General features: G+C 56.2%; 18 protein-coding genes and 1 pseudogene. 9 read left to right on the plus strand and 10 right to left on the minus strand.

Annotation, left to right across the window (positions count from 1 at the left end; all coding sequences use genetic code 11):
- Nucleotides 1-9 precede the first annotated feature (9 nt).
- The 6 genes from M8006_RS12250 (at nucleotide 10) to M8006_RS12275 (ending at nucleotide 4,205) form a co-directional block, all read left to right on the plus strand.
- Nucleotides 10-531, plus strand: a complete 522-nt coding sequence (locus tag M8006_RS12250; RefSeq protein WP_250082586.1) for a nitrous oxide reductase accessory protein NosL — start codon at nucleotides 10-12, stop codon at nucleotides 529-531.
- Between the two features lie 175 nt (nucleotides 532-706).
- A complete protein-coding gene (locus M8006_RS12255) occupies nucleotides 707-1,090 on the plus strand; it encodes a YbaN family protein (RefSeq protein ID WP_250082588.1) in 384 nt (127 codons plus the stop codon).
- A gap of 36 nt (nucleotides 1,091-1,126) precedes the next feature.
- Nucleotides 1,127-1,564, plus strand: coding sequence for an RrF2 family transcriptional regulator (locus M8006_RS12260; RefSeq protein ID WP_250082591.1), 438 nt, complete (start codon nucleotides 1,127-1,129; stop codon nucleotides 1,562-1,564).
- A gap of 143 nt (nucleotides 1,565-1,707) precedes the next feature.
- Complete coding sequence (locus M8006_RS12265) at nucleotides 1,708-2,109, plus strand: DCC1-like thiol-disulfide oxidoreductase family protein (protein ID WP_250082593.1); 402 nt, start codon at nucleotides 1,708-1,710, stop codon at nucleotides 2,107-2,109.
- A gap of 169 nt (nucleotides 2,110-2,278) precedes the next feature.
- Nucleotides 2,279-3,274: a ubiquinone anaerobic biosynthesis protein UbiU gene (ubiU, locus tag M8006_RS12270; protein ID WP_250082596.1), complete on the plus strand. Its 996-nt coding sequence runs from the start codon at nucleotides 2,279-2,281 to the stop codon at nucleotides 3,272-3,274.
- A gap of 10 nt (nucleotides 3,275-3,284) precedes the next feature.
- Nucleotides 3,285-4,205, plus strand: coding sequence for a U32 family peptidase (locus M8006_RS12275; protein WP_250082597.1), 921 nt, complete (start codon nucleotides 3,285-3,287; stop codon nucleotides 4,203-4,205).
- A gap of 124 nt (nucleotides 4,206-4,329) precedes the next feature.
- Here the strand turns inward: M8006_RS12275 and M8006_RS12280 are convergent, their stop codons facing one another.
- Nucleotides 4,330-5,343, minus strand: coding sequence for a hypothetical protein (locus M8006_RS12280; protein ID WP_250082599.1), 1,014 nt, complete (start codon nucleotides 5,341-5,343; stop codon nucleotides 4,330-4,332).
- A gap of 270 nt (nucleotides 5,344-5,613) precedes the next feature.
- Between M8006_RS12280 and uraD the strand changes: the two genes are divergently transcribed.
- The 3 genes and pseudogenes from uraD to aceF form a co-directional block, all read left to right on the plus strand.
- Nucleotides 5,614-6,147: a 2-oxo-4-hydroxy-4-carboxy-5-ureidoimidazoline decarboxylase gene (gene uraD / locus M8006_RS12285; protein ID WP_250082600.1), complete on the plus strand. Its 534-nt coding sequence runs from the start codon at nucleotides 5,614-5,616 to the stop codon at nucleotides 6,145-6,147.
- A gap of 101 nt (nucleotides 6,148-6,248) precedes the next feature.
- On the plus strand, nucleotides 6,249-8,921 hold the full coding sequence (gene aceE / locus M8006_RS12290) for a pyruvate dehydrogenase (acetyl-transferring), homodimeric type (protein ID WP_250082602.1): 2,673 nt from the start codon (nucleotides 6,249-6,251) through the stop codon (nucleotides 8,919-8,921).
- Between the two features lie 75 nt (nucleotides 8,922-8,996).
- Nucleotides 8,997-10,307 (plus strand): annotated as a pseudogene (gene aceF / locus M8006_RS12295) (dihydrolipoyllysine-residue acetyltransferase); the annotation flags it as partial.
- 81 nt (nucleotides 10,308-10,388) lie between these two features.
- On the opposite strand, the gene eno reads toward aceF, so the two are convergent.
- The 9 genes from eno to M8006_RS12340 form a co-directional block, all read right to left on the minus strand.
- Nucleotides 10,389-11,681, minus strand: a complete 1,293-nt coding sequence (eno, locus tag M8006_RS12300; protein WP_250082604.1) for a phosphopyruvate hydratase — start codon at nucleotides 11,679-11,681, stop codon at nucleotides 10,389-10,391.
- Nucleotides 11,682-11,711: 30 nt separating this feature from the next.
- Entirely contained in the window at nucleotides 11,712-12,443 is a 732-nt protein-coding gene (locus M8006_RS12305) for a GntR family transcriptional regulator (RefSeq protein WP_250082655.1), read from the minus strand.
- Between the two features lie 86 nt (nucleotides 12,444-12,529).
- Nucleotides 12,530-14,005 carry a pyruvate kinase gene (pyk, locus tag M8006_RS12310; protein WP_250082606.1) on the minus strand — a complete coding sequence of 492 codons (1,476 nt, stop codon included), beginning with the start codon at nucleotides 14,003-14,005 and terminating at the stop codon, nucleotides 12,530-12,532.
- The gene (locus M8006_RS12315) at nucleotides 14,002-15,327 is read right to left on the minus strand and encodes a glycerate kinase type-2 family protein (protein WP_250082607.1); all 1,326 of its coding nucleotides are present in this window, start codon (nucleotides 15,325-15,327) and stop codon (nucleotides 14,002-14,004) included. Before M8006_RS12315 ends, pyk begins: the two co-directional genes overlap by 4 nt.
- 203 nt (nucleotides 15,328-15,530) lie before the next feature.
- Nucleotides 15,531-16,445 carry a 2-hydroxy-3-oxopropionate reductase gene (locus M8006_RS12320; protein ID WP_347709764.1) on the minus strand — a complete coding sequence of 305 codons (915 nt, stop codon included), beginning with the start codon at nucleotides 16,443-16,445 and terminating at the stop codon, nucleotides 15,531-15,533.
- Nucleotides 16,446-16,481: 36 nt separating this feature from the next.
- Entirely contained in the window at nucleotides 16,482-17,258 is a 777-nt protein-coding gene (gene hyi, locus M8006_RS12325; protein ID WP_250082611.1) for a hydroxypyruvate isomerase, read from the minus strand.
- 111 nt (nucleotides 17,259-17,369) lie between these two features.
- Nucleotides 17,370-19,157, minus strand: coding sequence for a glyoxylate carboligase (gene gcl, locus M8006_RS12330; protein ID WP_250082615.1), 1,788 nt, complete (start codon nucleotides 19,155-19,157; stop codon nucleotides 17,370-17,372).
- A gap of 292 nt (nucleotides 19,158-19,449) precedes the next feature.
- Nucleotides 19,450-19,938 (minus strand): ureidoglycolate lyase, encoded by a 489-nt coding sequence (locus M8006_RS12335; protein WP_250082618.1) that lies wholly within the window; start codon nucleotides 19,936-19,938, stop codon nucleotides 19,450-19,452.
- 45 nt (nucleotides 19,939-19,983) lie between these two features.
- Nucleotides 19,984-20,820 (minus strand): bifunctional allantoicase/(S)-ureidoglycine aminohydrolase, encoded by an 837-nt coding sequence (locus M8006_RS12340; protein WP_250082620.1) that lies wholly within the window; start codon nucleotides 20,818-20,820, stop codon nucleotides 19,984-19,986.
- Nucleotides 20,821-20,944: the final 124 nt, after the last annotated feature.

Below are 20,944 nucleotides of genomic sequence, written 5' to 3' on the forward strand. Positions count from 1 at the left end.
AATATCGCCATGACTCGAAATTTTTCGCTATTGCTAATCTCCCTGCTCGCCTTGTTGCTGCTTTCCGGCTGTAGCGAGCCGAAACCCGAAACCTTAGCCGAGCCTGTTCCCATCGAATCGGGCGATAGCTGTCATGTGTGCGGCATGTTGATCAGCGAGCACCCCGGACCCAAAGGCGAAGCCTTCGTCCAAAACCAACAAGCACCGCTCAAATTCTGCTCCACCGTGGCGCTTTTCGTATTTCTACAACAGCCAGAGAACGTGGCCCGCCTTTCTCATGCCTATGTCCATGATATTGGCGCGACGTCCTGGACATCACCAGAGGATGACGCCTTCATCTTGGCAAGCGAGGCCTGGTACGTGGTCGGGCACGAACGTCGCGGCAGCATGGGGCACACCTTGGCGTCCTTTGCTGAGCATGCCGCCGCCGAAGCGTTCCGTAACTCCTATGGCGGCAAGATTATCGCCTATGACGATATCGATCTGGAATTGCTAGGGCATCTAGGACGAGGGGAATTAAACAACCACTAGCCCGGCGCCACTGTCACCCTCCTGGAAAAGGTTGGCATTGTGGCAAACAGCCATGATGACCTTCTTTTGGCAGGTCATAACGTTAGCGAATTATCTTCAGGTAGCTTGTGAAAGCAGCATTCGCCTATTATATTTATTTAACATACATCTTATAATAATCAGGGAGGCTTTCATTATGTTACTACCCCCCTCCCTATGCTCTCGGCTTTATCAGGGCCTTGCTCTTGTATGCATCGGTTTGGGAGCCATAGGTATCGTTTTACCGCTGCTTCCCACGACGCCGTTTTTGCTGGTGGCCGCCTGGGCAGCGCCTAAAGGTTCCCCCAGGTTGGCCAATTGGCTCTGGATGCACCCCCGGCTAGGCCCCACCTTGCATGCCTGGCGCGATCAGCGAGCTGTGCCCAGGCGCGCGAAAAATACCGCTTGCACTTTGCTGGCGATCAGCTGGGCCACGCTGATGATGGCGGGTTCATCCCTGCCTATCCTGGTATTTACTGGTATCCTTTTTACTGTCGTGGTCATCTTTGTGCTAACACGGCCAACGGCTCAACTTTCTTAATGCCCCTTTCATCTCGCTTGCCAGGTTACTCAGATTATGCACATCACCCGCTATACCGATTACTCCTTACGTGTACTGCTCTTCGTAGCGCTGAAAGGCGAGGAACGCTCGACCATCCGTGAGATATCCGAGAGCTATGATATTTCTCGCAACCACTTGATGAAAGTCGTGCAAGAGCTGAACCATAAGGGCTATCTGGAAGCGATACGCGGCAAGCAAGGCGGACTACTCCTAGGACGCGCCCCCGAAGACATCAATATCGGCGCCCTGGTACGTGATACCGAGCAAGACCTGGCTTTGGTGGAATGCCTGGGTACACAGAACAAATGCGTCATTACCGGCGCTTGTCGCCTCAAGCCCATGTTTGCCGAAGCGTTAGAAGCGTTTTTCCGGGTATTGGACGGCTACACATTGGCTGATCTGTTGACCGATGCACAGCGTCCCCAACTGCTTAGACTTCTGACGATTAGTTGATACCGCTTGCGCTTGTCTGAAGAATAAATAAACAACGTCAAAATGCTTAGCGCCATCGCCAGAAAGACCAACCGGCCATCGGGCTGGCCGTTTTCGTCTAAAGCTATCCCGCATCAAAGCGCTTAAAAAAGGAATCGATAGACGTGAGCCAAAGAAAAGACGCTCAGCCTCAACTTCTCTTGGTCTATGACGGTGAGTGTCCAATCTGTCGGCGCTACGTGCGCTGGCAGCGCATTCGCAAAGAGGTCGGCGAACTCGAGCTGATAGACGCAAGGCAGGATAGCGAAGCACGCCAGGAACTGACCGCTCAAGGCATTGACTTGGATGAGGGCTTCGCCCTACAGGTCGGCGAGCGCTGGTACCACGGCGGTGAAGCGCTGCACCACCTGGCCCTACTCGGCACACGCAGCGGCGTATTCAATCGCCTGATGTATCGCTTGTTTGCTAGCCAAAAACGTACCGTGATGCTTTATCCACTATTAAGAACTTGCCGGAATTGCCTATTAAAAATAATAAGCAAATCTCGGATCGGAAATCTCAAGTAAACATTTTAGCGGTTCACTTATTGACAGAAAGAAAGCGGGGTCTGGCATCGCCAACCACGAGCCGAGCCGCTTTTAGGCACCAAAACCTTACCAGCATGACCCGAGTCAAAAGCCAGCAACTAATAGACGACTAAAATGCTCAGGTTTTTAATCGTGAAGGGTCTCTGTCATGGAACTTGTATGTCCTGCTGGTAATCTGCCTGCCCTAAAGCGCGCCGTGGATGAAGGTGCCGATGCTGTCTACTTCGGTTTCCAAAACGCCACCAACGCTCGCCAGTTTGCCGGTCTAAACTTCACCGACAAGCGTGCCCGCGAAGGAATCGACTACGCCCATGCGCGTGGCAAACGAGTCTTCTGCGCCATCAACACCTACCCGCAACCCGATGGCTGGGATATATGGACACGCGCCGTGGATCAAGCAGCAGATCTTGGCGTCGACGCTCTGATCATGGCCGACATGGGGCTGCTCGACTATGCCGCGCGGCGGCACCCTGACATGGCCCGCCACCTCTCGGTGCAGGGGTCGGCTACCAGTCACGAGGCGCTGCGTTTCTACCACGACCACTTCGGTATCAAGCGCGCCGTGCTGCCGCGGGTTCTCTCGATGACCCAAGTGCGTGACCTAGCGAAGCAGAGCCCCGTTGAGCTTGAGGTCTTCGCCTTCGGCAGCCTATGCATCATGGCTGAGGGGCGCTGTTACCTCTCCTCCTACCTGACGGGTGAATCACCCAACACTCGCGGCGTCTGCTCCCCAGCAGGATATGTACGCTGGGAAGAGACGCCCGAGGGGCTCGAATCCCGTTTAAATGGCGTACTGATTGATCGCTATGAAAAGGGCGAACGAGCGGGCTACCCGACGTTATGCAAAGGGCGCTTTGGAGTGAGTGGCGAGTCCTACCATGCCATTGAAGAGCCTACCAGCCTTAATACCCTGGAGCTTTTGCCCGACCTCAGGGAGCTAGGAATCAGCGCAGTGAAGATCGAAGGTCGCCAACGCAGTCCCGCCTACGTGTCGAAGGTTGCCGATATCTGGCGTCAGGCCTTGGATCAACTGGAGCAAGCCCCTGGTCATTTTCATATCGAACCTGCTTGGTTGTCAGGCCTTGGTGAGCTTTCCGAAGGCAGCACCACCACGCTAGGTGCCTACGAGCGCCGCTGGAAATAGGAGAAAGTCCATGTCTATTAACCCAACGTTCAAGCTGTCGCTTGGCCCAGTACTTTTCTACTGGACCCGCGAGCGCTACGCCGATTTTTATCGCGATGCCGCCGACTGGCCCGTCGAGATCGTCTATTTGGGCGAGTCGGTCTGCTCTCGCAGGCGCGATATGAAGCTCGATGACTGGCTCGGAATCGGCCGCGAACTGAAAGAGAGCGGTAAGCAGGTAGTGCTGTCGAGCCAGACACTGATTGAGTCCGAAGCCGACCTGCGAGACTTACGTAAGCTTTGTGACAATGGCGAGCTCATGGTAGAAGCCAACGACCAGAGCGCCCTGCAGCGTCTCACTGCCGCTGGCCTGCCATTCGTCGCCGGTGGCGCACTCAACCTCTACAATCCTGCCGCTATAAGCGTTTTGGCCCGGAACGGGATGCAGCGTTGGAATGCGCCGGTCGAGATGTCGCGCAACGATCTCGCCCGACTGCTTGACGACTGTCATGCCGAGGGACTTGATCAGCCTTGCGAGCTGTTCGCCTATGGGCACCTGCCGCTGGCCTGGTCGTCACGTTGCTTTACCGCGCGGCGCTATCAGAAACCCAAGGACCGCTGCCAGTTTGTGTGCCAGAAGCACCCAGAAGGCATGACATTGCGCTCTAAGGAGTCACAAGATATCTTCACGCTAAACGGTATCCAGACCCTTTCCAGCGCCTGCCAGGATCTGCGTCATGAGATTGGTGACATGGCCAATATAGGGGGCGGCGTGGCACGCCTAAGCCCTCGTGCCGAGGGCATGTCCGATGTGGTTGCCGCCTTCGATGCCGCTCGACGCGGCGAACTCCCTCCCCCCGACCCGCTAACCTTGGTCGAAGCTGAAACCTGCGACGGTTATTGGTACGGCCGCCCCGGCATGGCGCATAGCCAAACCGTGAGCCCGTACTAAACAGACGCATATTCTACTCCTAAAAGATCAGCACCAACGCCTCGTGAGCCGCAGCGACATTTTCAGCTTTCAAAGCGTGAGAGGCCTGAGCTCAGAGGCGGTTAACGATTCATCCGTTATTCCATCAAAAATGCCATTCAAGATTAAGCGTCATGGCATCGGTATCGACACCGGGCTTGTCGTGATTACCGAATTTGTTGCGCCAATATTCGTAGCCTACGCCCGCCCACAGTGAGTTCTCTGTGCCCCACGCCATTTTCCCCACGTCCAGCATCAGGGCGGTGCGCATCAACTGCTCCGGCTTGGTGGAAGTCCCGAAGTAATCATCCCCCTTTTTGCCATTATAGTTGTAGAACCCCTGAAACTTGAGAGGCAAATCAGCCACCTCAAAGGGCAAGCCCCACGCCAAATTGATCTGGTAATAGGGGTCGAAGGAAATGCTGTTTTGATTCTGTGGCAACCCGCATGGCGGCAGTCCGCAGTGATTCCACTCACGGCTATACAGCAGGCTAAGATCCAGAAATCCCTTGGGCACATCAAACTTGAATGTCGGCCCGACCAACAGCTGACGTTTGCGTGGGGCAAATCCCGTATTCTTGGTATTCAGATCGAAGCCCAACGTCAGTGCCATGTCACGCACCGGGCCGAATGCTATCGGCTCATCGAAAACCTTGCCCGCGTGCAATTGGTGACGATACACCAGGTAGGCTTCCATCGCGCCCGCATCACTGTTATTGGCCGGATCTTCATCACCGGACTGAAGAATATCCAGGTTGAAGAAATTTTGACCCAGGGAATAACCACTGACATGGGTAAGCTGCAACACATTTTTTTCGATTTTTTCAGGGTTATTAGGCTCCGTGAACTGGGTGCCATAGCGATAACCCATAAAGGTATCACTCCAGGTAGCCGCTTGAGTCGCCGCTGGTATACAGGCCAGCAGCGCCGCCCCGCTTATCCATTTGGCCACTGAGTGGTTGCTTTTCGACATGAAAAAACCCTTTTGTTTTATTGTAAGAATCGTATCCGACGCCACTATTTTCGCCGTCGGTTCAATCGCGCCGCTTGCAGTTATTGCGTATTTTTCGGAACTGACAGGCAGCTCATACAGCCCTTTTTCATGCAGCTGACCATTCACGGCTCAGGCTCGCAGCCTCTCCGCGCAAACTTTTCTCACAGACGTTTCTCGCAAACGTTTTCGCAAACATGGGCTTCGCGCAAAACAGCAGTGACTCGCAGTTTCTGATCTAATTTCAGCCTGGCTAAGTCTCATTTTCAGCTGACATAATCCGGTAAGGAGCCAGGTCTGCCATGAAGTTTTTTTGCCAAAGCATTGTTTTATAGAGTACCGTCACTCCATACTCTTGTATACAATAAATACCATCAACACATACAAAAGGAAAGCAAAATGTCTACCACATTACTCTCCCCTCGTCCTAGCGACCTTGATTTAGGCGACTTCCTGACTCAGTACGGGGATATTTTCGAACATTCTCCCTGGGTGGCTGAAGGCGCATGGAAACAAGGGCTTACAGCACAAGATAACGACCCGGATGTCTTAGCGGACACGATGGGAGAAATACTGCAGCAGGCCGATATCGATCAGCAGATCGCGGTGATTCGTGCCCACCCCGATTTGGCCGGAAAAGCCGCGCTGGCAGGTGAGCTGACCCAAGATTCCACACGCGAACAAGCCGGTGCGGGACTCGACCAATGCAGCCCCGTTGAGTTTGAACACTTCCAGAACTTGAATCAGGCCTATCAGGACAAATTCGGTTTTCCGTTCGTGATCGCGGTAAAGGGGCTTGACCGCTACAACATTTTGGATGCTTTCGAAAAACGTCTCGAAAACGACTTGGCCACCGAGCGCCGCACGGCAATCGAACAAATCATCAAGATTGCACGCTTTCGCCTACATGCACGTGCCACCGAGTCAGCGTAAATCCTCGCGCGCTTAGCGCTTGTATTGTCCTTTCAGCCTGAACTGAGCTCGGCCCTTCAGGTTGTGAGGCTTACCCTTTATCGTCATTCGGAGAGACCTCTATGCGTCTGGAGACAACAGAAGACCTCGATTTGACCGAAACCACGGAATGGATGGATTCCCTGGAGTCGGTATTGGATCGCGAGGGTGAGGATCGTGCCCGCTACCTGATGACCCGCCTGGCGGACCGGCTGCGCCGAGACGGGATGAAGGTGCCCTTCTCGGTGACAACCCCGCACCGCAATACGCTTCCCGTTCACCGTGAAGCGCCGATGCCGGGCGATTTGTTTATGGAGCGCCGCATTCGCTCCTTAATTCGCTACAACGCCATCGCGCAGGTCATTCGTAATAACCGCGCCAAACCCGGTTTGGGCGGCCACATTGCCAGCTTTATGTCCTCTGCGACGCTTTACGATGTCGGCTTTAACCACTTCTTCCGCGCGCCTAACGGCGATTTTGGCGGTGACCTGGTTTACATTCAGGGGCACGTTGCGCCCGGTATTTATGCGCGCTCGTTCTTGGAAGGCCGTCTAAACGAAGCGCAGATGGACAAATTCCGTCAGGAAGTGGATGGCGGTGGTCTCTCGTCTTATCCGCACCCGTGGCTGATGCCGGATTACTGGCAGTTCCCCACGGTGTCGATGGGCCTGGGGCCGATCATGGCGATCTACCAAGCCCACGTGATGAAGTACCTGCATTCGCGTGAAATGAAGGACATGCATGATCGCAAGATCTGGTGCTTCATGGGCGATGGCGAATGCGATGAGCCGGAGTCCCTCGGCGCGATTTCGCTGGCCGGGCGCGAGAACCTCGACAACCTAATCTTCGTGGTCAACTGCAACCTCCAGCGCCTGGACGGCCCCGTACGCGGCAACGGCCGTATCATGGATGAGCTGGAAGGGGTGTTCCGCGGCGCGGGCTGGAACGTGCTTAAAGTGGTCTGGGGCCGCCACTGGGACCCGCTGTTCGAGCAAGATAAAAAAGGTGTGCTGCAAAAGCGCATGGACGAAGCGGTCGACGGCGAGTATCAAAATTACAAGGCCAACGGCGGCGCCTACACCCGCGAACACTTTTTCGGCAAGTACCCAGAAACCGCCGAGATGGTCAAGGACATGTCCGACGAAGACATCTGGAAGCTCAACCGCGGCGGCCACGATCCGTTCAAGGTGTATGCGGCCTACCACGAAGCCACCCAGAACGCTGGCGGCAAACCCACCGTGATCTTGGCGCACACCATCAAGGGCTACGGCATGGGGAGCGGTGATGGCGAAGCGGCCAACGAAGCGCACCAAGTCAAGAGCATGGAACTTGAGGCGCTGAAGACCTTCCGCGACCGCTTCGGTATTCCGCTGTCCGACGACCAACTCAAAGACGTCCCCTACTACAAGCCCGAGGACGACTCCCCCGAGCTCAAGTACATGCACCTGCAGCGCGAACGCCTCGGCGGCTACCTGCCCAACCGGCGCAGCGACGTTGAAGCGCTGGAGATTCCTGGGCTCGACCACAAGATCTTCGCCTCCCAGACCGGCGGCTCCAAAGGCCGCGAGGTTTCTACTACCATGGCCTTCGTGCGGGTGCTCAACGGCTTGGTCAAGGACAAATCCCTGGGCAAACGCGTGGTACCCATCATCCCCGATGAAGCGCGCACCTTTGGCATGGAAGGCATGTTCCGCCAGCTGGGCATCTACACCTCAGAAGGCCAGCAGTACGAGCCGGTGGATAAAGGCCAGATCATGTTCTACCGCGAGGACAAGCAAGGCCAGATCCTCGAGGAAGGCATTTCCGAGGCCGGCGCCATGTCCGCCTGGATCGCCGCCGCCACCTCCTACTCGAACAACAACATCACCCTGCTGCCGTTCTACGTCTACTACTCCATGTTCGGCTTCCAGCGGATTGGTGATTTGGCCTGGGCCGCCGGGGATCTGCAGGCGCGCGGCTTTATGGTCGGCGGCACCGCCGGGCGCACCACGCTCAACGGCGAAGGCCTGCAGCACCAGGATGGTCACAGCTTGATTCAAGCTTCCACCATCCCCAACTGCCGCAGCTACGACCCGACCTACGCCCACGAAGTGGCGGTTATCCTGCAGGATGGTCTGAAGCGGATGTTCCAGGATAAGGAAAACTGCTTCTACTACCTGACGGTGATGAACGAGAACTACGAGCAGCCTGCGCTTGAGACCATCCCCGCCGAGGACATCATCAAGGGCATGTACCTGCTGCGCGAAACGCAAGGCGACAAGGGCCGCGTCCAGCTGCTCGGCTCCGGCACCATTTTGCGTGAAGTCGAAGCGGCCGCTGAGCTGTTGGCCCAGGATTGGAGCATCGGCGCCGATATCTGGAGCGTCACCAGCTTTAACGAGCTGCGCCGTGACGCCCTGACCGTCGACCGCCAGGCCTTTTTGCATCCCAACGACGACCCGGCCACGCCGCACGTCACCCAGTGCCTGAGCGGGCGCGAGGGGCCGGTGATCGCCTCGACCGACTACATGAAGCTCTACGCCGACCAGGTCCGCGCTTGGGTACCCAGCGACTATACCGTGCTGGGAACCGACGGTTATGGGCGCTCCGACAGCCGCGAAAAACTGCGCTACTTCTTTGAAGTGGACCGCCACTTCGTGGTCGTCGCCGCGCTCAAGGCCCTGGCGGATCGCGGCACGATCGAACGCAAGCAGGTTGGGGAAGCGATCAAGCAGTACGGCATCGACCCCGACAAGCCCAACCCGCTAACCAGCTGACCCGGTGCCCGGCGGGCCAAGCCCGCCGACTCGACACGATTTGGAAGGAGCGCGACCTTGAGTAGCGAAATCATCAAAGTGCCCGACATCGGTGGTGATACCGATGTCGAAATCATCGAGATTGCGGTGTCAGAAGGCGACGTCATTGAAGCGGAAGACACCCTAATCACCCTGGAATCCGACAAAGCCAGCATGGATGTACCGGCCCCGAAAGGCGGCAAGGTGCTCAAGGTGCTGGTGAAAGAAGGCGACAGCGTCTCGGAAGGCGACGACACCGTCGAGCTGGAAATCGAAGGGGGCGGCGATGCCGGTGAAGACGACGCGCCAGCCAAAGAAGACAAACCGCAAGAACCGGCGGCCGATGAAGCGCCAGTCGTTGAAAAACCAGCAAAACAAGCACCTTCTTCTGAAGGCACTCCGAGCCCTGAAGCGCAAATGGCGTCCCATAAGCCCCGCGATGGCAAGCAGGTACACGCCGGTCCCGCGGTGCGCATGTTGGCCCGTGAACTAGGCGTCGATCTTGCCCTGGTCAAGCCCAGTGGCCCAAAGGAGCGCGTGCTCAAAGAGGACGTGCAGAACTACATCAAGCAGGCGCTGGCCAACAACAGCAGCGCACAAGCGGCGGCTCCTGCGGCAGCGGTAAGTAGCGGCGGTATTCCGCCGATTCCGGAAGTGGATTTCAGCCAGTTCGGCGAAATCGAAGAAAAGCCCATGGGGCGGCTGCTCAAGATGGGCGCCACCAACCTGCATCGCAGCTGGCTGAACGTACCCCACGTGACCCAGTTCGACGACGCCGATATCACTGAGCTTGAAGCCTTCCGCAAGGCGATGAAGGCCGAAGCGGAAGCCCAGGGTGCCAAGCTCACCCCGCTGCCGTTCATGGTCAAGGCTTGTGCCTTTGCCTTGCGCCAGTTCCCGCAGTTCAACGTCAGCCTCAAAGGCGACGGCGAGACGCTGGTGTGGAAGCACTATGTCCACATCGGCGTAGCCATGGATACACCGGATGGCCTGATGGTGCCGGTGGTGCGCGATGCCGACAAGAAGTCGTTGATCGAGATCGCCCAGGACATGGCAGAGCTGGGCCAAAAGGCCCAGACCAAGAAGCTTAAGCGTGAGGAAATGACCGGCGGTTGCTTCACCATCTCAAGTTTGGGCTCGATCGGCGGCACGGCGTTCACCCCGATCGTCAACGCGCCAGAAGTGGCGATCTTAGGTGTGTCTAAAGCGCAAATAAAACCGGTATGGGATGGCGCCACCTTCCAGCCTCGGCTGATGATGCCGCTGTCGCTTTCCTACGATCACCGGGCCATTAACGGTGCGGATGCGGCACGCTTTACGGCTTTCCTGGCAGATGCGCTAACGGACATTCGGCGGTTGTTGCTGTAACGGATGCCACAACAATGTGACGCACCCAAACACAAACGGCGCCCGCAGGCGCCGTTTGTGTGTAAGCAAAATGGCTTCCAGTTACTGACCCTTGATCGCTGTTACGCCAGGGTAACCGGCTTGGTCGTCAAGCTCGGCTTCAATCACCAGCAGGCGGTTGTACTTGGCCACTCGGTCTGAGCGGCACAGCGAGCCGGTCTTGATCTGGCCCGCGCAGGTGCCCACGGCCAGATCGGCAATGGTGGTATCTTCGGTTTCACCTGAGCGATGCGAGATCACCGCGGTGAAGCCGGCATCCTGCGCCATTTTGATCGCATCCAAGGTCTCAGAAAGCGAGCCGATTTGGTTGAACTTGATCAGAATCGAGTTACCAATCTGCTCGTCGATGCCGCGTTTGAGAATCTTGGTGTTGGTGACAAACAAATCGTCGCCGACCAGCTGTACATGATCGCCCAGCTTGTCGGTCAGCGCTTTCCAGCCGTCCCAGTCGGACTCGTCCATGCCGTCCTCAATCGAGACGATGGGGTAGTCATCGCACAGACCCGCTAGGTAGTTGGTGAAGCCTTCGGCGTCATAGCGCTTACCTTCCCCCGCCAGCACGTAATGGCCGTCCTGATAGAACTCGCTGGAAGCGCAGTCCAGCGCCAGGGTCACATCGGTGCCCAAGGTATAACCGGCATCCGCCACCGCTTGCTTGATCACCGCCAGGGCCTCGGCATTGGACGCCAGGTTGGGAGCAAAACCGCCTTCGTCACCCACGGAGGTCGACAGGCCGCGGGCGGACAGCACCTTTTTCAGGGCATGAAAAATTTCCGCCCCCATACGCAGGCCTTCGCGGAAACTCTCAGCGCCGACCGGCTGCACCATGAATTCCTGAATATCCACGTTGTTGTCGGCATGCTCGCCGCCATTGAGGATGTTCATCATCGGCACCGGCATCAGAAACGGCCCCGGCTGACCGTAAAGCTCAGCGATATGCGCGTAGAGAGGCAAATCCTTAGCATTGGCCGCGGCCTTGGCGGCGGCAAGCGAGACCGCCAGGATTGCATTGGCCCCCAGGTTGGCCTTGTTGTCGGTGCCGTCCAGCGCCAGCATGGCTTCATCGAGACCGCGCTGGTCCTGAGCATTCAGCCCCAACAATCGCTCGGCGATTGGGCCGTTGATGGCATTTTTCGCTTTGAGCACACCCTTGCCCAGGTAGCGCGTCTTGTCGCCGTCGCGCAGTTCCAACGCTTCGCGCGAGCCGGTGGAGGCACCGCTGGGGGCGAATGCTTCACCCACCGCCCCATTTTCCAGGCGAACCTTGGCCATCACTGTAGGGTTACCGCGAGAATCCAGTACTTCGAGTGCTGTTACGTCAACGATTTTAGGCATTACATGCTCTCTTCATTGTTATGTCGGGGATCAAGCCCGGGCTGATTGACCGCCCAAAATGGCCATCAGATCGGTATCAGCAGACCTAGGCGAAAGGTCAAGCAGGGCTTCCAGGCTATCAAGATGGTGATGTACGCAACGTCGAGCCGCTTCGGCATCGCCGCTAGCCAGATGCATCAACAGCTGGGCATGGTCACCTTCCAGATAACAGGAAGCCAGGCTGGGACGCTTGTACAGAGCGATAACGATAGAGGTGCGCAAAACCAGGTCGGTAAGCATGGTGCCCAGAATACGATTGGAAGCATGCTCGGCAAGCAAGTGATGAATACTCAGGGAGTGCTCGATACGCACGGGCTCGTCTCTTCTGTCATAGGCCTGCCTTTCACCTGTGACGTGACGCTCCAACGCCGCCATGGTGGTGGCGTCGAGCTTACCGGCCTGCAGTGCGGCAATTTCCCCCTCGATCAACCTGCGCGCCGAAAATGTCTCGCGGGTTTCTTCAATCGTGGGTGCCCGAACGCGAGCGACCTGATTGGGACGCTGATCGATGACATGCTCTGCAGCAAGCCGTGTTAGCGCCTTGCGCACGACAGACCGGCTGACACCGAACACCTCTCCCAGGGTGATTTCGGGTAGTTTGGTGTTCGGCGGCAAACGCTGCATCAATACCGCTGATCGAATATGCTCAACGATATCTTGATCGCTGACACGCCCATTCTCGTTGAGTTTGCTCAGAGGTTTGTTGTGCCAGCCAAGGTTCATGGTACTGCTCTCCAGATGATCCTCATCGAACTCTCGCATGTTTATCCCCGACTGACCACATCCGAACCGTGCTTTCCAACCGTGCTTTAGCTGCGCTGATGGTCGGGTTTCACATCCAGTATTTTCATGGTGTTGGTACCGCCATGGGCATTCATGTGATCGCCTCGGGTAAGAATGATGTGATCATTCACAGCGGCGACCCCATGAGTGACCAGCAACTCCAATGCCCGGTCATTGAGTTCTTCAGCTTTCATCTCGGTGGTATCGAACGCCAGCGAGACCACGCCGCGATACAGCGCCATGCGTCGTTGGGCAATCGTACTGTGCGCCAAGCCGACTATAGGTAGCCCAGAATGAATACGCGAGGCGATCAGCGCCGTGGAGCCGCTAGACGTCATGCAGGCGATAGCGGCGACGCCTTCCAGATGGTTGGCGGCATACATGGCGGAAAGCGCGACGGTTTCATCGACTTTCGAAAAGCCCTCATGAATGCGGTGCCCGGACTCTTGCGCACTGCGTTCGCGCTCGGCACCCAGACACAGACGATCCATCGCCTCGACGGTTTCCACTGGAAAGTCACCCGCTGCCGTCTCAGCAGAAAGCATCACGGCATCGGTGCCATCGAGCACGGCGTTGGCGACATCGAACACCTCGGCACGCGTGGGTAGTGGCGAATTGATCATCGACTCCATCATCTGGGTGGCGGTGATCACCGCACGGTTGAGACTGCGCGCATGCTTGATCATGCGCTTTTGCACGCCGATTAACTGGGCGTCACCAATTTCCACGCCCAGATCCCCCCGTGCCACCATGACGGCCTCGGAGGCCCTGATGATGCCGTCCAGGGTTTCATCGTCGGCTACCGCCTCGGCACGCTCGACCTTGGCGATCAGACCGATTTCCTTGCCGGCTTCACCCAGCAGTTCACGCGCTTCCTGCATGTCCGCGGCACTGCGCGGGAACGACACGGCAAGGTAGTCGACACCGATCTCGATGGCGGTCTTGAGGTCTTGTTTATCCTTGTCGGTAAGCGCTGGCGCGGATAAGCCGCCGCCCTGCTTGTTGATGCCTTTGTTGTTGGAGAGCTTGCCACCGACGATAACCTGCGTATGAACTTCCTTGCCCTGAATGGCACTGACTTCGAGCACCAAACGACCATCGTCAAGCAGCAGGCGGTCTCCAACGCTGACATCCTCCGCCAACGTCTTGTAGTCACAGCCGACGCGGGTTGCGTCGCCAGCATCGCCATCCATTACCATATCGAGGACGAAGGGCCGGCCTTCTTCAAGCACGACAGCTCCATCCTTGAAGCGGGCAATACGAATCTTGGGGCCTTGCAGATCGGCCAGGGCAGCGACACTTCTGTCCAGACGCTGCGCAATGTCACGCACTTCGCCCAGCCGCCGGCGATGGTCGTCAGCCGAACCATGGGAAAAATTCAGTCTAACGACATCCACCCCTGCTCGCAGCATGCCTTCAAGTACACCGTCTCGATCACTAGCAGGCCCTAAGGTGGCAACCACTTTTGTACGGCGAATCGGAGTATAAGCGTTAGGTTTCATGCGTGCCTCGGAAGAACAAGAATGGCTCGAAAGTCATTAACATTGGTACGGGTAGGCCCCGTCACGATCAGATCGTCAAGCGCGGCAAAAAAGCTATAAGCATCATTACGATCCAGATAATCCTGTGCTGAAAGCTGTAAGGCGTCGGCGCGTTTCCAACATTCAGGACCCACCAATGCACCGGCGTTATCCTCGGAGCCATCAATGCCATCGGTATCGATCGCCAGGGCGTAAATGCCCTCAGCGCCTTCGAGGGTAGCGAAGAGTCCCAAAAGGTATTCAACATTGCGCCCACCACGCCCATCCCCCCGTACAGTAACGCTAGTCTCACCGCCAGACAGCACCACCAGCGGGCGCGTGATTTCACTTTGCAATTTGCGCACCATTCGCGCCTGGGCAATACCTAAATCACGTGCTTCACCTTCTAAGTCGTCACCAAGCACTCTGACATCAATATTGCCGACTTGGGCCGCACTGTGCTGAGCGGCAGTCAGTGCATCACGTGCGCGCGCAAGGATGAGGGAGCTATCACGCGCAAAGCTAGGGCTACCTGTTTGCGGCGCACTGGCATCGGCCATGAGGTGACGATGGACATTATCGGGGATGTCAATGCCGTGACGCTCGAGAATCGCCAACACATCACGGGGCGTGGAGTTATCGGGCAGCGTGGGGCCTGAGGCGATCAGGGAAGGGACATCCCCCGGCACATCAGAAATTAGGTACGTCACCACCTGGGCCGGGTGAGCACAGGCAGCCAAACGGCCCCCTTTAATCGCTGACAAATGACGCCGCACCGTGTTGATTTCACGGATCGGTGCGCCACAGCGGAGCAGCGCTTTGTTAAGCGTTTGCTTGTCTTTCAGCGTGATTCCAGCGGCGGGCAATGTCATCAGCGCTGAACCACCACCCGAGATAAGCGCAATCACCTGATCGTCTTTGCCCAACCCTTCTACCGCTTCAAGCATACGTTTCGCGGCTTTCTCACCCAGTGCATCAGGCATCGGATGAGAGGCTTCCAGTACCTCAATATATTGACAAGAAGCGCCGTGCTGATAACGAGTCACCACGAGTCCTTCCAAGTTGACAGACGCGCCAACGGAACGTGCTCGTGCTTCTATCGCCATCTCTAATGTTCGAGCCATGGCAGCAGCCGCTTTTCCAGCACCGACAACCACCGTTCGTCCAGGAGGCGATTCAGGCAGTTGGTTTGGTAGCAAATTTTCAGGATGTACCGCAGCAATAGCCGTTTCGGCTAGGCGCACCAGCCACCGGCGTGAGTCCTCTTCACTATTGAAAGGCGCTGAGCGAATAAGAGCATTCATCGGCAGACTCCTAAGGCAAGGGTCAGGGGCAAAAAAGGAAAAGGAGGGAAAAAAATCCGGTGACAGACGAATGGCTAAACAGGGGGTACCTGCCACCGGAAAAAGGTAAAGAGTCACGTGCAACAACCGTGGCGGATCATGCATCAATACCCGCCGTTAAATAAGAAAGCGCCTCCTTCTATCAAGAAACATTAGAGAAAAGTTTATTGGCCAACCTCATGATTCGCCAGTTTTTCCAAGGCGCGTAGGATGCCAGCATGATCCCAATCGGAACCACCATTAGCAACACATGCTTGAAAAAGCTGTTGAGCATTAGCGGTACCCGGCAACGAAAGGTTCAGGCTGCGCGCACCTTCAAGTGCCAGGTTCAGGTCCTTCTGGTGCAAGCGGACACGGAAGCCCGGATCAAAGGTGCGATTGATCATGCGTTCGCCATGCACCTCGAGGATTTTTGACTGGGCGAGACCACCCAGCAGTGATTCGCGTACCTTAGCGACATCGGCACCGGCCTTGGAGGCGAATAACAGCCCTTCGGCTACGGCTACAATGGTCAGGGCGACAACGATCTGGTTGGCGACCTTGCAGGTCTGGCCATCCCCGTGACCGCCAATGTGCGTAATGGTCTTGCCGACGACGTCAAGCAGCGGCTTGGCGCTTTCAAAGCCTTTATCGGTTGCGCCTACCATAATGGTCAACGCGGCATTAATGGCACCACCTTCACCACCCGATACCGGCGCATCGACAAACTCACCGCCAGCATCGGTAATACGCTTGGCGAAGTCCTGGGTCTGCATTGGTGCAATAGAGCTCATGTCGATGACTAGCGTGCCGGGCTTGAGGCCTTCGATCACACCATCTTCACCGAAGAGTACGCTTTCCACGTCGGGCGTATCCGGCACCATCGTGATGATGATGTCAGAGGCTTCAGCCACCGCTTTGGGGGTTGGTGCTTCCTGCATACCTTTCTCGGCAAGCGTCGCGTCCAGGGTGCCGCGCTTGACGGTCACCAGGGAGTGGCCCGCGTCGAGCAGATGGCCCGCCATGGGGCGACCCATGATGCCTAATCCGATAAAACCAATCTTACTCATTGTTTTCTCCTCCAAACTGACACAATTCATCTTGGCGCAACGATTCGTTACGCCTTTTCGCCATGCTCAGCGAGCATCATCCAACCACCCGAGACCCTCAGAGGTTGTCGTCTTGGGCTTGTATTCACAGCCGATCCAGCCGTCGTAACCCAAACGTTCAAGATGGCTAAACAAGAAGGGATAATTGATTTCGCCAGTACCTGGCTCGTGTCGCCCTGGGTTATCCGCAAGCTGGACATGGGCAATACGGGCCAGATGTTTTTCCATCGTAGGCGCCAAATCCCCTTCCATAATCTGCATGTGGTAGATGTCGTATTGCAGCTTGAGATTGTCATTGCCCACCTCATCGAACAGTGCCAACGCCTGCTCGGTACGGTTGAGAAAAAACCCGGGGATATCGCGCGTATTAATCGGCTCCGCCAACAACAGAATGTCAGCGGCCTTAAGCTTTTCGGCAGCGTAGCGGAGGTTTTCAACCAAGGTACGGTGTGCTTCTTCAGCGCTGACACTGTCCGGCTTTATGCCCGCCAAGCAATTCACCTGCTTGCACCCTAACGTCGTGGCATAGTCGATAGCGCGATCAACGCCCTCACGAAATTCCTCTACCCGATCAGGATCGCAAGCGATACCGCGTTCACCGGCACCCCAATCGCCTGCCGGCAGATTGTGCAATACCTGGGTAAGGCCGTTGTCATCTAGACGCTCTTTTATTTCCACGGCGGTGAAATCATACGGAAAAAGGTACTCAACCCCTTTAAACCCTGCATCAGCGGCAGCTTTGAAACGGTCGAGGAAGTCCACTTCTGTAAACAGCATGCTGAGATTTGCGGCGAATTTAGCCATGCAGGTCTCCTTGTTTCTTAATGTTTGGTACTGAGTTTTAAGCCCTGAGTTTTAAGCACTTAATAAGGCATCAATGACCCTGGCTTACCTAGCACGGCGCCAGGGCAGTGTTCAGGTCAAGCTAGCAATAGAGCTGGGGGCATCCGTGACATTTTCGGCCAACGCTTCAAACTCATTGACCCCGTCCAGATCCGTGCCCATCGAAATATTGGTCACACGCTCCAGGATGATCTCCACAACGACCGGCACGCGGTGTTCACGCATCAGTTCGCGGGCTTTCTCAAGCGCCGGGGCGATATCCTCGGGTTTGATCACGCGCAGCGCCTTGCAGCCCAGACCTTCGGCGACCGACACATGATCCACACCGTACTCGGCAAGCGCCGCTTCTTCGTCGGTATAGTTGATGTTCTTGAACGACAGCTGCACGCAGTAATCCATGTCGAAACCACGCTGGGCCTGACGAATCAACCCGAGATAGGAGTTGTTCACCAACACGTGAATATAGGGCAGATTGAATTGCGCCCCGACCGCCAGCTCTTCGACCATGAACTGGAAATCGTAGTCGCCGGAGAGCGCCACCACTTCGGCGTCAGGGTCGGCACGGCATACGCCCAATGCCGCCGGGATGGTCCAGCCCAGCGGGCCCGCCTGGCCACAGTTGATCCAGTGGCGCGGCTTGTAAACGTGCAGGAACTGGGCACCGGCAATCTGCGACAGGCCGATGGTGCTGACATAGCGGGCGTTCTTGCCGAACACCTTGTTCATTTCTTCGTAAACACGCTGCGGCTTGACCGGCACGTTATCGAAGTGAGTCTTACGCAGCAGGGTGCGCTTTCGTTCCTGGCACTCACCGACCCAGGTACTGCGGTCCTTGAGCTTGCCGTCTGCTTTCATTTCCCGAGCCACGTCAATCAGCAACGCCAGCGCTACCTTGGCATCAGACACAATGCCGTAATCAGGGCCGAAGATACGCCCGATCTGCGTTGGCTCGATATCGATGTGTACAAATTTTCTATCTTTAGTATACGTTTCAACGTTGCCGGTATGGCGATTGGCCCAGCGGTTACCAATACCCATGACGAAATCGGCGGCCAGCATGGTGGCATTGCCGTAACGATGCGATGTCTGAAGCCCCACCATGCCTGCCATTAACGGATGATCGTCAGGAATGGTGCCCCACCCCATTAGTGTCGGAATAACTGGCACGCCGGTCAGCTCGGCAAACTCAACCAACTGATCGGCGGCATCAGCATTGATAACGCCACCGCCAGCAACGAGTAGCGGCTTGTCCGATGCATTGAGCATGGTCAGGGCTTTTTCGATTTGAGCACGCGACGCCGTGGGCTTGTAGGCCGGAAGTGATTCGTAGGTGTCGGGATCGAATTCGATTTCGCTCATCTGGACGTCAATCGGTAAGTCGATCAATACCGGTCCGGGGCGGCTGGAGCGCATCAGTTGAAAGGCTTTTTGAAAAGCCCGCGGCACCTGGGCCGGTTCCATCACCGTAATCGCCCATTTTGTGACCGGCCCGGCAATGGCCTGAATATCGACTGCCTGGAAATCTTCCTTGTGCAATTTGGCACGCGGCGCTTGACCGGTGATGCACAAAATCGGAATGGAATCAGCGCTGGCGGAATAAAGACCGGTGATCATGTCGGTACCAGCGGGGCCGGACGTACCGATACATACCCCGATGTTACCCGCTTTTGTTCTGGTATAACCCTCGGCCATGTGTGAAGCCCCTTCGACATGGCGTGCTAGCACGTGATCAACACCGCCCACGCTACGCATCGCAGCGTAAAAGGGGTTGATCGCAGCACCCGGCAAACCAAAGGCGACATCGACACCTTCTTTTTTCAAGACGTGAATGGCGGCTTGTGCAGCTGTCATCTTAGCCATTTCAACTTCTCCTCTACAATTGAATACAATTTTGTATTCATTTTAGTATTTGTTCTTGTGTTCAAAAGTATGCGACCAACGCGGCACTGTCAATATTCTGTGGAAATATTTTCCATAGAATATTTTGAGCAGGAACATTCACCCATAAAATCAGATGGTTAAATGATTAAATAAGAAACCAAAGAAGGAGTCGTGACGACTTAAAGGGAGGTATATTTCAGGCAGCAAAAAAGGACCGGCAGCTGGGCTACCAGTCCACTATAAAAGCACTTTTTGTTGCGCAACGCGCTGGTTAGTTGAGAGACACGTTGATCGCTAATGGGTATTCGATGCAGTTGTTGCCTTCACCGCCACGATCCACTATTAGAAAGCGCCCTTCTCGTTCTAGAACCGACTGGATGGCATGCCACGTGCCAGCAGCATAGTTCACCCCTTGTCGACCATCGGTCACAAAAGCACGCACCTGTTTTGGTTCGATCGTTTCGCCCTTCGGCGCCACTACCACAACAAAACGCTCCTCGTGCAGCGGCATGAAGGCCTGGCTGCCGAGCGGATGGCATTCGAGAAAGTCGAGCGCCAGGGGCATTTCAACCGGCTGACTGACAAAAATATTAATCAGCGCCCGGGCATTTTCACCCAGGGTTTCCACCTGCGCTAAGTCGTGATAGCGACGCGTACGCCCAGCATTAATCGGGAAATAGTCTGCCGTGCGCGTATCAATCACATCACCAAAGGGCGCAAAGGCCTCTGGTGTTAGAGGCTGTGCTTTTAACTCCAGCATTGCTGGCTCCTAAAGGTTGTATCAACCGCCTTGTTATTTAACACCCTACCGCGGGCCAACGCCGCCCAATTTCATGTGACGGTTAACGTCCTTATAAAGCAGATAGCGAAACGGCCCTGGCCCCCCGGCATAGCAGGCTTGCGGGCAGAAAGCGCGCAGCCACATGAAGTCGCCAGCCTCGACCTCCACCCAGTCCTGATTCAGGTGATAGACGGCCTTGCCTTCGAGCACGTAAAGCCCGTGCTCCATGACATGGGTTTCATCAAAAGGGATGACCGCCCCAGGTTGGAAGGTAACGATATTGACGTGCATATCGTGGCGGACGTCCTCCGGGTCGACGAAGCGTGTGGTCATCCATTTTTCGTCAGTATCCGGCATGGCGGTCGGTTCAATGTCGTTTTCATTGGTGACGAATGCCGCAGGTACCTCTATGCCTTCGACCCGCTCATAAGCCTTGCGCACCCAGTGAAAACGTACTGGCGCTTCAGACCGGTTATGCGCCTGCCAGCTGGTTCCCGGGGGAAGAAAGGCATAACCGCCGGGCTGCATGAGGTGGGTTTCCCCTGCCAGGGTGAGGGTCAGTTCGCCTTCAACGATGAACAGTACGCCTTCCGCCATCGGGTCGGGTTCAGGTTTGTCACTACCACCCTCGGGGGAAACTTCCATGATGTACTGCGAAAACGTTTCGGCAAACCCGGACAGTGGACGAGACAGCACCCACAAGCGGGTCTTGTCCCAGAACGGCAAGTTGCTGGTCACGATGTCACGCATGACCCCCTTGGGTATCACGGCATAGGCCTCGGTAAACACGGCGCGATCCGACAGCAGCTGTGTCTGGGGCGGATGACCGCCTTGAGGGGCGTAATAGTTGCGCTTGGCCATCATCTTTCCTTTCATGATTGGAATGAGTTGATAGTTGTCATGGTTAGATAGTTGTCATGGTTAGATAGTTGTCATTTTATTGATAGGTATCACTCAATCTCGCGGTTAATGCCGTTGCTCCAAG

Origin of the sequence: Halomonas llamarensis, assembly GCF_023555005.1 — a bacterium.
Classification (GTDB): domain Bacteria; phylum Pseudomonadota; class Gammaproteobacteria; order Pseudomonadales; family Halomonadaceae; genus Vreelandella; species Vreelandella llamarensis.